Raw genomic sequence first — 13476 nt, 5'->3', positions numbered from 1 at the left:
CGATTGCACGTGAGCGCCCTGCCGACCGCCACCGTGGTCGTCTGCGTCTACACCGAGAAGCGCTGGTTCGACATCAAGGCCGCCGTCGACTCGGTTCTCGACCAGGACGTGACCCCGCTGGAGACGATCGTCGTCGTCGACCACAACGAGCGCCTGCGGGAGCGGGCCGAGCGCGAGTTCGGGCCGCTCGGGGTGGTGGTCGTCGCGAACGAGAAGAAGCAGGGCCTGTCCGGCGCCCGCAACACCGCGGTCGAGCTGGCCTCCGGCGAGGTCGTCGTCTTCCTCGACGACGACGCCGCGGCCCGCCCCGGCTGGCTGCGCGCGCTCCTCGCCCCGTACGAGGACCCGGACGTGATCGGCGTCGGCGGGATCGCCCACCCGAAGTGGCCCGACGGGCGTCCGCGGACCCTGCCCGGTGCCGCCCCCGAGGACCCGAACGCCACCGGCGAGCTCGACTGGGTCGTCGGCTGCACCTACACCGGCCAGCCCACCGAGCGGGCGGAGATGCGCAACCTCATGGGCTGCAACATGTCCCTGCGCGCCGAGGTGTTCACCCGCGTCGGCGGGTTCGCCGAGGACATGGGCCGGATCGGCAAGAACCCGCTTGGCTGCGAGGAGACCGAGCTCTGCATCCGGGCCCGGCAGGCCTACGTCGCCGACGGCCGGAACCCGCGCATCCTGTTCGAGCCGCGCGCCGCCGTCGACCACCGGGTGTCCGACGACCGGGTCTCCTGGCGCTACCTGCTGCGCCGCGGCTGGGCCGAGGGCATCTCCAAGGCCGCCGTCTCCAAGGTCGTCGGGACCGGGGACTCGCTGTCCGCCGAGAGCAGCTACACGATGAAGGTGCTGCCCGCGGGAGTGCTCCGCGAGGCGAAGGAGCGCAACGCCGACTCCGCCGTCGCGATCGTCGCCTGCCTCGGCGTCACCACCGCGGGCTACGTCCGCGGCCGGCTGCCCGGCGCCACCGCCCACGTGCGGCTGCCCGCGAGCCGGAACACCGGTGCCTGACCGGGCCACCGCCCCGGAGGCCCCGCACCCGCACGACACCCGGATCCGCTCCTACGTCCACCAGCGCGTCCGGCTCTCCGAGGGTCAGCAGTCCGCCTGGGACCGGCTGTGGTCGACGTGGGGCGCCGAGGTCGACGACGTCGTGGCCGCCGGGGTCTGGGACCCGGCCGCGATGTTCGGCCGGACCGCTCCGGTCGTGCTGGAGATCGGGTCCGGCATGGGCGAGACGACCGCGCCGCTCGCGACGGCCGAGCCGGAGATCGACCACGTCGCGGTCGAGGTCTTCGAGCCGGGCCTGGCCCAGCTGCTCATGCGGATCGAGCAGGGCGGCCTGACCAACCAGCGGCTGCTGCGCGGCGACGCCGTGGAGCTGCTCACCCGGGTCGTGCCGCCAGCCTCGCTGGACGGACTGCGCATCTTCTTCCCCGACCCGTGGCCCAAGCGGCGGCACCACAAGCGCCGGTTGATCCAGCCGGACTTCGCCGCGCTGGCCGCGTCGCGGCTGCGCCCGGGCGGCCTGCTGCACCTGGCGACCGACTGGCCGCACTACGCCGAGCAGATGCGCCGGGTGGTCTCCGCGGAGCCGTCGCTGCGCCCGGACGACCGCTTCCCGCTCCGGCCGGACGGCTGGCAGGACCGCCCGTCGTGGCGTCCGGTCACGAAGTTCGAGGACCGGGCCCGGCTGGACGGACGACCGGTTCGTGACCTGCTGTACATCGCCGACCACACCCATGGTGCCGGTGACACACGGAGAGTGACCGACTACGGTCAGGAGCACCCCCGACCCGGATCCCCACCCGAGTGACCCCCGAAGGACGCCCGTGACGACGGTGGAGCACGGCAAGAACTCGCACCCCGCTCCCGCGGCACCGAAGCGGCCGGTCGACCGACCGGCCGGCTTCCGGCCGAGCCCGACGCCCCGCCCGATGACGGGCCCGCCGTCGGGCGCTCCGTCGGGTCCGGGTCAGGGCCCTGGCCAGGCGCCGGGGGAGTCCGCCGGGGAGCGGTCCGGACGGTCGGTGTCGATGGTCCCGCTGGTCGGGCCGGTTGAGGGTCCCGTGCAGGCGACCACCGCGCTGGCGCGGACGGGGGTGGAGGCGACGACGGTCGTCGACCGGCCCTGGATGCCCCCGACGGCGCCGTGGGAACGGGGTCCGGCCGGTGAGCAGGGGCCGCCCGAGTCCGCGCAACGCCCGACCGCGGGAGGCCGCGAGCACCTCCTCACCCGGGTCGACGGCCCGGGCGCCGCGACCACGGTCGTCCGTGTCACGCCGCCGGCGGAGAACCGGGTCGCACCCCCGGCGGAGGCCACCGGCGGCTGCCCGGTCACCGGGCACGGCCGCTCCGGCGGCCATCCGCCGCCCCCCGGCGTCGCCGACGAGCAGGATCCCGCCCCGGTCGACCCGGCCGCGGCCGAGGAGTTCCTGCGCCAGGTGTACGCGGAGACCGAGCCGGGTGTCCCGCTGGCGGACCGGCTGCGCCAGGTCCGTGCCGAGATCGACCGGTCCGGCACCTACACCCACACCATGCACGAGCTGGTGTTCGGCGCCCGGGTGGCGTGGCGGAACTCCGCGCGCTGCATCGGGCGCCTGTACTGGCAGTCGCTGCAGGTCCGCGACCTGCGCCACCTGCACGACCCGGCCGACATCGCGCAGGAGAGCGTCGGGCACCTGCGCGCCGCCACCCGCGGCGGGAAGATCCGCTCGACGATGACGGTGTTCGCGCCGGACGCCCCGGGGCGTCCCGGCCCGCGGATCCGCAACGACCAGCTCGTCCGCTACGCCGGGCACCGCAACCCCGACGGCACCGTCACCGGGGACCCCGGCCAGGCCGACTTCACCGACCACGTCGTCGGGATGGGGTGGCCGCGGCCGCAGCCGGCGGGCCGGTTCGACGTGCTGCCGCTGCTGATCACCGGCCCGGACGGGCGGTCCCGGCTGTTCGACGTGCCGCCGGACGCCGTGCACGAGGTCCCGCTGCGCCACCCGGAGCACCCGTGGTTCGCCCGGCTCGGGCTGCGCTGGCACTCGGTGCCCGCCATCAGCAACATGCCGCTGGAGATCGGCGGGGTCGTGTACCCGGCCGCCCCGTTCAACGGCTGGTACCTCGACACCGAGGTCGGCGCCCGCAACCTCGCCGACACCGACCGGTACGACCTGCTGCCCGAGATCGCGAAGCGGCTCGGGCTCGACACCCGGTCGGTGCGCACGATGTGGCGGGACCGGGCGATGGTCGAGCTGGTCCGCGCGGTCACCCACTCCTTCGACGCCGACGGCGTCACCATGGCCGACCACCACAGCGAGGCCGAGCGCTTCATGACCTTCCTGGCGAAGGAGGAGGCCGCGGGACGGCGCTGCCCGGCCGACTGGAGCTGGATCGTGCCGCCGATGTCGGGCTCGCAGACCCCGGTCTTCCACCGCTACTACGACGAGCCCGACCCGGAGCTGCGGCCGGCGTTCCTGGAGCCGCACGGCCTGCGGCCCCGCGACGACCAGGCCTGATCCAGGGCTGATCCAGGCTGGTCAGCGCTGGTCGGGCCGGGCGGTGACCGGGCTCAGACCCGGTACCTGCCGGGTGCGGCCCCGGAACTCGGCGACGACCGTCCCGTCGGCGGTGCGGACGGTGACGTCGTAGAGCCCGGACCGGCCGCTCGCGGCGCGCTCGACGGCCTCGGCGGTGAGGGCGTCACCCTCGCGCGCCGGGCGCAGGAACGCGATGTCGGCGCCGCTGGCCAGCGCGGAGACGCCGTGGGAGTTGCTGGCGTAGGCCATCGCGGTGTCGGCGAGCAGGAACAGGTAGCCGCCGTGGCAGACGCCGTGCCCGTTGACCTGGTCGGGACGGACGGTCATCCGCGCCGTCGCCCGCCCGGGAGCGACCGCGACGACGTCGACGCCCGCCGAACGGCTCGCCCGGTCGCCGTCGCGCATGATCGCGGCGGTCCGGGCGGCGACCTGCTCCGGCTCGGCCGGTGGGTTCTCCATGGGGACAGTCTCACCCGCCTGGGCGCCGGGCCGGGCCGGCGGGGCGGCGACGGCTAGGCTCCCCGACATGAGCAGCGGGACGGGGCAACACGGACGCGGCGTTCCGACGGGTCCGCAGGAGCGCGTGCTGCTGGTGTGGGACGCGCCGAACATGGACATGAGCCTCGGTTCGCTGCTCGGCGCCCGCCCCACCTCGGCCTACCGCCCCCGTTTCGACGCCGTCGGACGCTGGCTCCTGGACCTCGCCGGCCCCGAGGCCGAGGCCGAGGCGTGCGTGTTCACCAACGTCGCCCCGGGCAGCATCGACATCGTCCGGCCCTGGGTCGAGGCCCTGCGCAACGTGGGCTTCGCCGTCTTCGCCAAGCCGAAGACCAGCGACGACTCCGACGTCGACGACGACATGCTCGCCCACATCGGCATGCGCTCGGCCGAGGGCAGGCTGCGCCACGTCGTCGTCGCCTCGGGGGACGGGCGGGCGTTCCGGGAGCCGCTGGAGAAGCTCATCGAGGGCGGCACCGACGTCACGGTGATCGGCTTCCGCGAGTACGCCGGGTTCGCGCTGGCCTCGGAGACGCTGTCGTTCCTCGACCTCGAGGACATCGACGGCGTGTTCCGCGAGCCGCTGCCGCGCGTCTCGCTGGAGACCCTGCCCGACGAGGGCGCCTGGCTGCCGCCGTTCCGGTCGCTGCGCTCGCTGCTCGACCGCCGCTGACGCGGCACGACGACGCCATGACGGTCCTCCAGCGGCTCACCGCGCCGGTCGCGCTGCCCTGCACGCCCGGCTTCCCGGTCGTCCGGGACGCGGTCCTCGACGTCGACGACACCGGCCGGATCGCGTTCTTCGGCGCGGCCGCCGACGCGCCGGCGACCGACGCCGTCGTGCGGCCGCTGCCCGGGCTGCTCCTGCCCGGCCTGGTCAACACGCACTGCCACACCCCGATGTCGCTGCTGCGCGGGATGGGTGGCGACCTGCCGCTGATGCGGTGGCTGACCGAGGTCATGTGGCCCGCGGAGGGCCTGCTGACCGAGGACGACGTGCACGCCGGGATGCTCGCGGGCTGCCTGGACCTGCTGCGGACCGGCTGCACCACCAGCGTCGAGATGTACTTCTTCACCGACGCACTGGCCGACGCCGTCCGCACCGCGGGGTCGCGGGCCGTGCTCACCCCGGGGATCATCGCCGCGCCCGGCTGGGACCGGCTCGGGACCTGGGAGCAGATGCGCGACGACGTCTCCGCCCGGATCGACGCGCACGGCCTCGTCCCCGACGACGACGGCCGGATCGAGCTCGGCTACGGCCCGCACTCGGCGTACACGCTGCCGCCCGGTGCCCTGGAGTCGGTCGCCGCGGCCGCCCGCGAGCGCGGAGCGCTGCTGCACACCCACGTCGCGGAGTCCCGCGGCGAGGACGCCCACGTCCGCGAGGCCCACGGCTCCGTGCCGGCGATGCTCGACGCCGGCGGCGCGCTCGGCGGGCGGGTGCTGGCCGCGCACTCGGTGCACCTGTCCGACGACGACATCGCCGTCTACGCCCGGCACGGCGTCGCCGTCGCGCACTGTCCCGGCTCGAACGCGAAGCTCGCGGCAGGCACCGCCCGGCTGCTGGACCTGCGCCGGGCCGGGGTCCGGGTGGGGCTGGGCACCGACGGCCCCGCCTCCTGCGACGACCTGGACCTCTGGCACCAGGCGCGGCTGGCCGGGCTGCTGGCGCGGGTCGGGGCCGACGACGCCGCCGCCCTCACCGCCGCCGACGTGCTGCTCATGGGCACCGCGGACGCCGCACACGCGATCGGCCGCGACGACCTCGGCGCGCTGGAGGCCGGGCGGCGGGCGGACGTGGTTCACATCGACACCGACGACTCCGCGTTCGTCGCGCCCACCGACGACGCCCAGCTCGTGTCGAACCTGGTGTGGGCGGGCGGCTCCCGCCTCGTCCACGACGTGTGGGTGGGCGGCGAGCAGGTCGTCGACGCGGGCGAGCCGACCCTGGCCGACCGCCGCGCGTCGCTCGCCGCGGTGCGGTCGATCTCGGCGCGGCTGCGCGAGCAGCTCTGATCGGTACCGCCGCCGTCAGCGGCCGAGTACCGCCGCGAGGTGCGGGTCGGTGAACCGGCGGTCGGGGTCGAACCGGTCGCGGACGGCCCGGAACGCCTCCCACCCCGGGTAGGCGACGGCGAGCTCGTCCGGCCCCCAGGCGTGCCGGGTGGTCCAGCACGGCCGCCCGTCGGCGTCCTCGCAGACCGCACCGGCGAGCCGGCGGACCGGCTCCTCCGCGGGTCCGCGGGTCCGCAGCCGCAGGTAGGCGGTGTCCCGGCCGGACGCCGGGTGCAGCAGACCGGTCTCGGCCCGGCCGGTGCGCACCCGCACCGGCCGCAGCTCCCGCCCCCGCGCGGCGACGGCGGCCCCCAGCTCGCGCAGGACGGTCCCGAGGGCGGCACGCGGCACGGCCCACTCGGACAGGTCCGGGTCCCACGGCTGCGGGTCCGGCAGGACCTCGTGCGGCGGCCCCGCCGTGCCGGGCGCCCAGCGCTGCGGCGGCGGCCACCCGGACCGCAGACCCACCCCGGAGGACCACCACGACGACGCCAGCCGCGACACCGCCTGTCCCCAGCCGGCGCGCTCGACCGGACCGGTCGCCTCGGGCTCCGGCTCGGCCCAGCGCAGCACCGCGGACCCGGCGTGCACCGACGGGCCGATCGCGATGTCGCACTCGGTCCAGGCGTGTTCGACGAGCAGGTCCTCGCCGAGCACCTCGTCGATGCCGACGGCGCGCTCGTGCACCTGCAGCCGGGTGAGCGGGACGGTGCGGAGCTCCAGCGCGGTCGCGATGCCGAGCGCACCGAGCCCGCAGCGGGCGGCGTCGAGATCGGGCCCGGTGACGTCGCGGACGGTGCCGCGGCCGTCGACCAGGCGGACGGCGCGGACCTGGTCGGACAGCGAGCCCTCGGCGTGGGCGCCGCCGTACATGCCCAGCCCGGTGGCGCCGCCGATGGTGGCGCGGGGCGCGTCGGGCACGGTGGCCAGTGCCCGGCCGGCGGCGGCGAGGGCGACGCAGAGGTCAGCGACGGTCTCCCCGGCCCGCACCCGCACGGTGTCCTCGCCGATCTCGACGACGCCGGTCAGCGCGGACACGTCGAGCAGCACGTCCTCGGTGCGGACGAGGGGTCCCGGGGCGCGCCCACCGGCGCCGGTGGGCCGGACGGTGGCGCCTCGTTCCGCGGCCCGTCGCACGGCCGTCACGACGCCGGCCTCGTCGAGCGGGCGGTCGGTGCGCCGGGGGCCGGTCGCGGCGGGATCGGTGCTCATCCCTCGCAGGGTAGAACGCCGGGGGTCACTGTGCGGAACGATTCGTGCACGCGTCGCGGTGCGTCGTACGACTGTCCGGTGGGGCGATGGTGAACGTGGTGACGGGTGTGCCGGATGGGACGACGGAAGCTGCGGCGAATGCCCTCTTGTGACCCGGACGGCCGCCCGATACGGTCACACTCCGTGGTGATCATGTCGCCACGCGAGTCCGGGACGAGGGTGTCCCGCGCTCGGCCCCGTCGTCCGCCCCGTCGTCCTGCCCGGAACCGCGCTCCCCACGGCTCCGGTCGGCTCGACGGCGTCACCGGCGTCGCGCGCGCCGCGCCGGTGGCCTCCGCACGCGCGAGGGCCGGGTCGGTGGTCGGCTCCCTCCGACCATCGCCCCGGCCCTCGCCTTGCGTGCTGACGACCCAGCTCCCCAGCCGGTCGTCACCTCATCCCGCGGTCCCAAGGTGCGTCCGCGGGATGTTCTGGTGCGTCCTCGGCGCTCCCGGTCCCCACCGGTCCTGCCGTGCGGCCGCACGCCCGTGGCGTGCGACTACTCCCCGGGACGCGCCGGGGGTGTCGTGGTTGCCTCGCGTGCCGATCCGACCCCGATCCGGTGCCGAACGGCCGTACCGCGCTGCCCGTACCGGAGGAACGGCCGGGCCGGACGGCCCGCGATCCGCCGCTCCGGCCGCTCAGGCCGAGCGGGTCAGCCGGTGCCGCCCGGCACCGCCCAGCAGGTCGGCGATCGCCGCCCGGTCCGCGGCACGCTCGATGTCGCGACGGCGGCGCAGCATCGCCATGGCGGCGTCACCCGGTGCGTTCCAGGCGCTGTCGCCCTGCTCCCGGGCCGCGTGGCCGGCCGGCTGTGCCGGGACCGGTGCGGGCTCGGAGTGGAACGCGGCGACCGTGTCGCCGGTCGGCCGGACCGCGCCACCGCGGCGGGTCGTGCGGACGGTGTCGCGGTGCACGCGACGCACGGCGTTGCCGGCGTCCCCGCTCCGCCGGCCGTCCCGCCAGCCCCCGACCGTGAGGGCGTGGAAGATCGGGGTCTCCTCCTGGATCTCCTCGTGCGACTCGTGCCGGCCGGGGAACGGCCAGCTCTCCTGCGCGGCGCGTCGCGCCCGGATCGACGACTCGAGGCCACCCGCAGCGTTGTCGAACTCGTACACCCGCCGTACCTCCTGCTCGCCTGAGATGTGAGGACCCACGGCCTGGTCCGTATCGCGTACATCTCGTACCGCCGTTCAGCCCACTCACCCGGTCAACGGGTGACACCTGAGTGGGGAAACGGGGGTGACAGTTCTCGTGGCGATGCCCCCTCGTACGAGTGGCGCGACCCGTCGGAGACTCTCCGTGTTGTCTACGGAGAGTGTTCATCCGGACTCCTCCTGGAGCAGTCGGTAGCCACGGTCCAGGTTTCGGGGCGTCGGCGGATGTCGGCGACGGACTCTCGCAATAGGCCCGGTGGCCGCGATTCGGCACGTCGCGGCCACCACGCGGCGGTGAGTGACCATCTCACCACTCCGTCGTGCCGAGTCCGGTCCGCGGTGTGTCGACTACACGGGTGTAATTCGACGGAGAGTGACAGAGCGGCGAGCCGCTGCTCCGTCCGATCCGATGCTGGACCGACCGGGGTGGGGTGCGCGGAGGGCCGGGCCGTCACCGGTGCGTGCACCGAGCCGCACCGGCCGGTCCGCCGTACCGTCCGTGCCATGACGGAGCGGACCGGGCGGCCCGCCGCTCCTGCCGGGGGCGGCATCCCGCGCCCGCGGCACGACGACGACCCTGCCCATCGCACACCTGACGACGACACGCACCCCGACGACACCGCCGAGCACCACCGCGCCGCCCTCTCCGACTCCGGGGCCGGGTCGCACCTCGCGGACCCGGTGGCGCGGGCCGCCGGACCACGCCACCGCCCCACGCCGCCGGCGGAGATCCCGCGCCCGCTGCGGATCGCCTCCGAGGCCGTCGCCCGGATGCTCGTCATCGCCGCCGGGCTCGCGCTGCTGGTGTTCCTGGTGATCGAGCTGCGGGTGATCGTCGTCCCGATGGCGATCGCGGTGCTGCTGACCGCGCTGCTCGCCCCGCTGGTCCGGTGGCTGCACGAACGGCGGGTGCCCCGCGGCATCGCGACGGCGCTGGTCATGGTCGGCGGCCTGGCCGCGCTCGGCGGGCTGCTGACCGCCGTCGTCAGCACCCTGGTCGACGGCACCGCGCAGGTCGTCGCGGAGGTCACCGACAACGTCGGCTCCCTGCAGGGGCTCGCCGACGCGACGCCGTTCCGGATCGACGTCGGCGTGCTCGGCGACCAGGTGCTGCAGGCGGTGCGCGACAACCAGCAGACGCTGACCTCCGGCGCGGTGACGACCGCCGCGACCGTCGGGGAGATCCTCGCCGGGTTCGCGCTCTGCCTGTTCGCGCTGATCTTCATGCTCTACGACGGCCGCCGCATCTGGGGCTTCGTCCGGCTGCTCACCCCGCGGGCCCGCCGGTCGCGGGTCGACGTCGCCGCCCGGCGGGGGTTCGCCTCGCTCGTCGGCTACGTGCGGGCGACGGTGCTGGTCGCCGTCGTCGACGCCCTCGGGATCGGCCTGGGCCTGTGGGCGACGGGGGTGCCGTTCGTGCTGCCGCTGGCCGCGCTGGTGTTCCTCGGCGCGTTCGTGCCGGTCATCGGGGCGGTGCTGACCGGCGCCGTCGCTGTGCTGGTCGCGCTGGCGACCGAGGGACCGGTGACCGCACTGATCGTGCTCGGTGTCGTGCTGGCCGTGCAGCAGCTGGAGAGCCATGTGCTGCAGCCGCTGCTGATGGGCCGGGCGGTCCGTCTGCACCCGCTGGCGGTGGCGCTCGGCGTCGCGGTCGGGGTGGTCGTCGCCGGGATCGCCGGCGCGCTGCTCGCCGTCCCGCTGCTGGCCGTGCTCACCGCAGCGGTGCGGTCCCTGGTCGCGTCGCGCGAGGTCGCGCCGCGGGCGGTGGACCCGTTGCGCCCCCGCGAGGCGAACCCACCGCCCGCCCTGCCCGGCTGAGCGGCACGCCCTGCCGCACAGGGCCTGCGATGGGACGATCGCGACGTGCGCTATCTCGTGACGGGTGCGACCGGCTACATCGGTGGGCGGCTCGCGCCCCGGCTGCTGGGCCGCGGTCCCGAGCCCGACCTCGTCCCGGACCCGTCCGCGGGCCCGGTCCACGTGCGCTGCCTGGTCCGCAACCCGGACAAGCTCGCCGACGTGCCGTGGGCCGCCGACGCGGAGATCGTGCAGGGCGACCTGCTCGACCCGGACAGCGTCCGCGCGGCCTGCGAGGACGTCGACGTCGTCTACTTCCTCGTGCACTCGCTGTCGGACTCCGACTTCGCGGCGACCGACCGGCGCGCCGCGCTCATCCTCGGTGAGGCGGCGCGGGCGGCCGGCGTGCGACGGATCGTCTACCTGGGCGGACTGCACCCGGACACGCCGCCCGGCGGGCTGTCGGCGCACCTGGCGTCGCGGGTGGAGGTCGGCGAGACGCTGCTGCGCTCCGGGGTGCCGACGGTCGTGCTGCAGGCCGCGGTGATCCTCGGCTCCGGGTCGGCCAGCTTCGAGATGCTGCGCTACCTCACCGAACGACTGCCGCTGATGATCACGCCGCGCTGGGTGCGGAACCGGATCCAGCCGATCGCGGTGCGCGACGTGCTGCGGTACCTCATCCGGGTCGCCGAGATCGACGCCCCGGACGCCGAGCTGAACCGCACGTTCGACATCGGCGGCCCGGAGATCCTCACCTACTACGACATGATGCAGCGCTACGCCCGCGTCGCCGGGTTGCCGCGACGCCGGGTGGTCCCGGTGCCGGTGCTGACGCCGTCGCTGTCGGCGCACTGGATCAACGTCGTCACCCCCGTGCCGAAGTCGATCGCCACGCCGCTCATCGAGTCGCTGGTGCACGAGGTCGTCTGCACCGAGGACGACCTCAAGCGCTGGGTGCCGGACCCGCCGGAGGGCCTGATCGGCTACGACCGGGCCGTCGAGCTGGCCCTGTCCCGCATCACCGACGGCGAGGTGGAGACCCGCTGGTCCGGCGCGACCGTGGAGAACGTGCCGTCCGACCCGCTGCCGAGCGACCCGGACTGGGCCGGCGGCGACGTCTACCTCGACGAGCGCGAGCAGCCCTGCAACGCGACCCCGGAACGGCTGTGGACGGTCATCGAGGGCATCGGCGGCGAGCGCGGCTGGTACTCGTTCCCGCTGGCCTGGTCGGTGCGCGGCTGGATGGACCGCGCGGTCGGCGGTGTCGGGCTGTCCCGCGGCCGTCGCGACCCGCACGACCTGCGCACCGGCGACGCGCTGGACTGGTGGCGGGTGGAACGGATGATCGAGCCCGGCGGGCCCCGCCCGGCCGGCAGCGACTGCGGCCCCGAGGAGGGGCTGCTGCGGCTGCGCGCGGAGATGAAGGTGCCCGGCCGGGCCTGGCTGGAGATGTCGGTGCGCCCGCGTCCGGGCGGGTCGGTCTACCACCAGCGCGCGGTGTTCATCCCGCACGGCCTGGCCGGTTACCTGTACTGGTGGTCGGTCGCGCCGTTCCACGGGATCGTGTTCGGCGGGATGGTCCGCAACATCACCCGCACCGCCGAGCGCGACGACGACGGCCCCGCCCCGGCGAGCCGCCGTCCGGCCTGGCTGCGGTCCCGCCCGCAGCGCGACCGGGCGGCCTGACCCGCTCCGGTCCGGGACCCCGACCGGCGCCGCCGGCCCCGGTCCCGACCGGTTCGGCCCCGGGAGGGCGGTGTCGGCCGCGATCGCTCCTTAGGGCGATGTCGGCCGCGATCGGGACCCGGGAGCGCGGTGACAGCCGCGGTCGGGGCTCTGGAGGGCGGCGCGCAGCACGGCTGACTCGCGCTCGGTCACCGAGCGCGCGAAGTGCAGGAGGACCGCCTCGGTGTCGCCCGGACCGTCGAGCAGGTCGCGCAGGGCACGCGCGGTCTCCTCCTCGCGGCTCGCGGCCGGCGTGTAGAGGTAGGCGCGACCCTCCAGCTCACGCCGCACCCAGCCCTTGCGGTGCAGGTTGTCGAGCACCGTCATGACGGTCGTGTACGCCAGCGGGCGGGCCGGGGCCAGACGGGCGCGGACGTCGCGCACCCGGCACGGGCCCACACCGCTCCACAACACGTCCATCACGGCGGCCTCGAGCTCGCCGAGTCGACCACGCATGTCGCCTCCCCGGTCCGAGGGTAACCGCAACCCCCCATGCTCCCCCGATCGGTGACTGCGCGCCTCGGCGGTCGGACGCTGCGTGCACGGGTCCACCACCGCGTACACGGCGTGGCCCCGGGCCGGGCACGACCGTTCCCACGCAGCGCAACGGTCTCGGCACCACGTACCCCGCGGCGGGTGCTCGCCAGGCACATTCGCTCGTCGCGGGCGTACCGGTCGCGGTAACAGGTACGGCGCCCGACTGCCCGCTGTGCACTCGATCGGAGCAACGCGGACTCGCGCTGCGTCACCGGGACCGGGGCCGCTCGTTGTCACCTCCGGTACCGCAACCGCAGCCCACCGCGCGCCCGTCGCACGCGGTGACCGGACCCGAGGGAGGTCGAGTGGACGTCGTACGGACCGTGGTGCCCGGCGCGCTGCTGCTCGACCCGACCGCGACCGGCGCCTCCGGACCGGACCTCGCCCCCTTCACCGTGCGACGACGGCGCCGCCCCGCCCAGGACGCCGTGCTCGGCCTGTTCGGCCACCCCGGCGACGCGATGCTGCTCGGCGTCCCCCGTGGCAGCGGCTACGCCGTCGTCATCGACGCCCGGCCGGACGGCGGCACCTTCGGCCGGCTCGCCGTCGCCCTGCTCGAGGGCCCGCAGCGGCTGCTCGTCCCGCCGGGCTGCCTCTACGGCGTCCAGTCCGTCGCGAGCGGGACCGTCGTCGAGCTCCGCAGCGTCACCCGTCTCCCACGGCGGGAGCGCTTCGACGTCGACCCGGACGACCCGGACCTCGCGGTCCGCTGGCTGCGCCCCCGCCCGTCCCGGACACCGGGAACCGCACGGTCCTGGGCCGCCCTGATCGCCCGCCTCGGCGCCCCCGCAGGCCCCCGCCGGGACCGCGTCTCCCTCTGGTGACCCCGGGCGCCGGCCCCCCGGTGTGAGGACGGGCGCATGTGAGCCGGTCGGCCCGGTCGCCGAGATCACGAATCGGTCACGTAACGTCGGTACCAGGCCGGA

At 75.5% G+C, this 13476-nt stretch carries 12 protein-coding genes; 8 read left to right on the top strand and 4 right to left on the bottom strand.

Going from position 1 to position 13476, the window contains the following annotated elements:
• The first annotated feature begins 9 nt into the window (after nucleotides 1–9).
• From KPL59_RS18245 to KPL59_RS18235, 3 genes are read left to right on the top strand one after another with little or no spacing between them, the layout of a single operon-like run.
• Entirely contained in the window at nucleotides 10–1008 is a 999-nt protein-coding gene (locus KPL59_RS18245) for a glycosyltransferase family 2 protein (RefSeq protein WP_226361482.1), read from the top strand.
• Entirely contained in the window at nucleotides 1001–1813 is an 813-nt protein-coding gene (gene trmB / locus KPL59_RS18240; RefSeq protein WP_226361481.1) for a tRNA (guanosine(46)-N7)-methyltransferase TrmB, read from the top strand. The genes KPL59_RS18245 and trmB overlap by 8 nt, the downstream gene beginning before the upstream one ends.
• Nucleotides 1814–1829: 16 nt before the next feature.
• The gene (locus KPL59_RS18235) at nucleotides 1830–3509 is read left to right on the top strand and encodes a nitric oxide synthase oxygenase (protein ID WP_374111637.1); all 1680 of its coding nucleotides are present in this window, start codon (nucleotides 1830–1832) and stop codon (nucleotides 3507–3509) included.
• Between the two features lie 21 nt (nucleotides 3510–3530).
• Here the strand turns inward: KPL59_RS18235 and paaI are convergent, their stop codons facing one another.
• A complete protein-coding gene (paaI, locus tag KPL59_RS18230) occupies nucleotides 3531–3989 on the bottom strand; it encodes a hydroxyphenylacetyl-CoA thioesterase PaaI (RefSeq protein ID WP_226361480.1) in 459 nt (152 codons plus the stop codon).
• Nucleotides 3990–4056: 67 nt separating this feature from the next.
• Between paaI and KPL59_RS18225 the strand changes: the two genes are divergently transcribed.
• Both KPL59_RS18225 and KPL59_RS18220 read left to right on the top strand, forming a co-directional pair.
• Nucleotides 4057–4701: an NYN domain-containing protein gene (locus tag KPL59_RS18225; protein ID WP_043277127.1), complete on the top strand. Its 645-nt coding sequence runs from the start codon at nucleotides 4057–4059 to the stop codon at nucleotides 4699–4701.
• 17 nt (nucleotides 4702–4718) lie between these two features.
• A complete protein-coding gene (locus KPL59_RS18220) occupies nucleotides 4719–6044 on the top strand; it encodes an amidohydrolase family protein (protein WP_226361479.1) in 1326 nt (441 codons plus the stop codon).
• A 15-nt stretch (nucleotides 6045–6059) separates the two neighbouring features.
• Here KPL59_RS18220 and KPL59_RS18215 read toward each other — a convergent pair whose 3' ends face one another.
• Both KPL59_RS18215 and KPL59_RS18210 read right to left on the bottom strand, forming a co-directional pair.
• On the bottom strand, nucleotides 6060–7295 hold the full coding sequence (locus KPL59_RS18215; protein WP_226361478.1) for an FAD-binding protein: 1236 nt from the start codon (nucleotides 7293–7295) through the stop codon (nucleotides 6060–6062).
• A gap of 680 nt (nucleotides 7296–7975) precedes the next feature.
• On the bottom strand, nucleotides 7976–8452 hold the full coding sequence (locus KPL59_RS18210) for a hypothetical protein (protein ID WP_226361477.1): 477 nt from the start codon (nucleotides 8450–8452) through the stop codon (nucleotides 7976–7978).
• Between the two features lie 543 nt (nucleotides 8453–8995).
• Here KPL59_RS18210 and KPL59_RS18205 point away from each other — a divergent pair.
• Together KPL59_RS18205 and KPL59_RS18200 are read left to right on the top strand one after the other, a co-directional pair.
• Complete coding sequence (locus tag KPL59_RS18205) at nucleotides 8996–10309, top strand: AI-2E family transporter (protein ID WP_226350956.1); 1314 nt, start codon at nucleotides 8996–8998, stop codon at nucleotides 10307–10309.
• 45 nt (nucleotides 10310–10354) lie between these two features.
• Complete coding sequence (locus KPL59_RS18200) at nucleotides 10355–11974, top strand: SDR family oxidoreductase (protein WP_226350955.1); 1620 nt, start codon at nucleotides 10355–10357, stop codon at nucleotides 11972–11974.
• Nucleotides 11975–12064: 90 nt separating this feature from the next.
• On the opposite strand, the gene KPL59_RS18195 is transcribed toward KPL59_RS18200, so the two are convergent.
• Nucleotides 12065–12469 carry a BlaI/MecI/CopY family transcriptional regulator gene (locus tag KPL59_RS18195; RefSeq protein ID WP_226350953.1) on the bottom strand — a complete coding sequence of 135 codons (405 nt, stop codon included), beginning with the start codon at nucleotides 12467–12469 and terminating at the stop codon, nucleotides 12065–12067.
• A gap of 386 nt (nucleotides 12470–12855) precedes the next feature.
• On the opposite strand from KPL59_RS18195, the gene KPL59_RS18190 reads away from it, so the two are divergent.
• A complete protein-coding gene (locus KPL59_RS18190) occupies nucleotides 12856–13374 on the top strand; it encodes a dTDP-4-dehydrorhamnose 3,5-epimerase family protein (RefSeq protein ID WP_075309327.1) in 519 nt (172 codons plus the stop codon).
• Nucleotides 13375–13476: the final 102 nt, after the last annotated feature.

Source organism: Pseudonocardia sp. ICBG1142 (assembly GCF_020496255.1).
In the GTDB taxonomy this organism is placed as follows: domain Bacteria; phylum Actinomycetota; class Actinomycetes; order Mycobacteriales; family Pseudonocardiaceae; genus Pseudonocardia.
The sequence above is the reverse complement of the archived record's forward strand: the minus strand, read 5'-3'. Positions and strand labels throughout refer to the sequence as shown.

What these genes read in the sequence shown, in the direction of transcription:
- paaI (WP_226361480.1), bottom strand. Translation starts at nt 3,989, where the DNA reads ATGGAGAACCCACCGGCCGAGCCGGAGCAGGTCGCCGCCCGGACCGCC.
- KPL59_RS18225 (WP_043277127.1), top strand. Translation starts at nt 4,057, where the DNA reads ATGAGCAGCGGGACGGGGCAACACGGACGCGGCGTTCCGACGGGTCCG.
- KPL59_RS18220 (WP_226361479.1), top strand. Translation starts at nt 4,719, where the DNA reads ATGACGGTCCTCCAGCGGCTCACCGCGCCGGTCGCGCTGCCCTGCACG.
- KPL59_RS18215 (WP_226361478.1), bottom strand. Translation starts at nt 7,295, where the DNA reads ATGAGCACCGATCCCGCCGCGACCGGCCCCCGGCGCACCGACCGCCCG.
- KPL59_RS18205 (WP_226350956.1), top strand. Translation starts at nt 8,996, where the DNA reads ATGACGGAGCGGACCGGGCGGCCCGCCGCTCCTGCCGGGGGCGGCATC.
- KPL59_RS18195 (WP_226350953.1), bottom strand. Translation starts at nt 12,469, where the DNA reads ATGCGTGGTCGACTCGGCGAGCTCGAGGCCGCCGTGATGGACGTGTTG.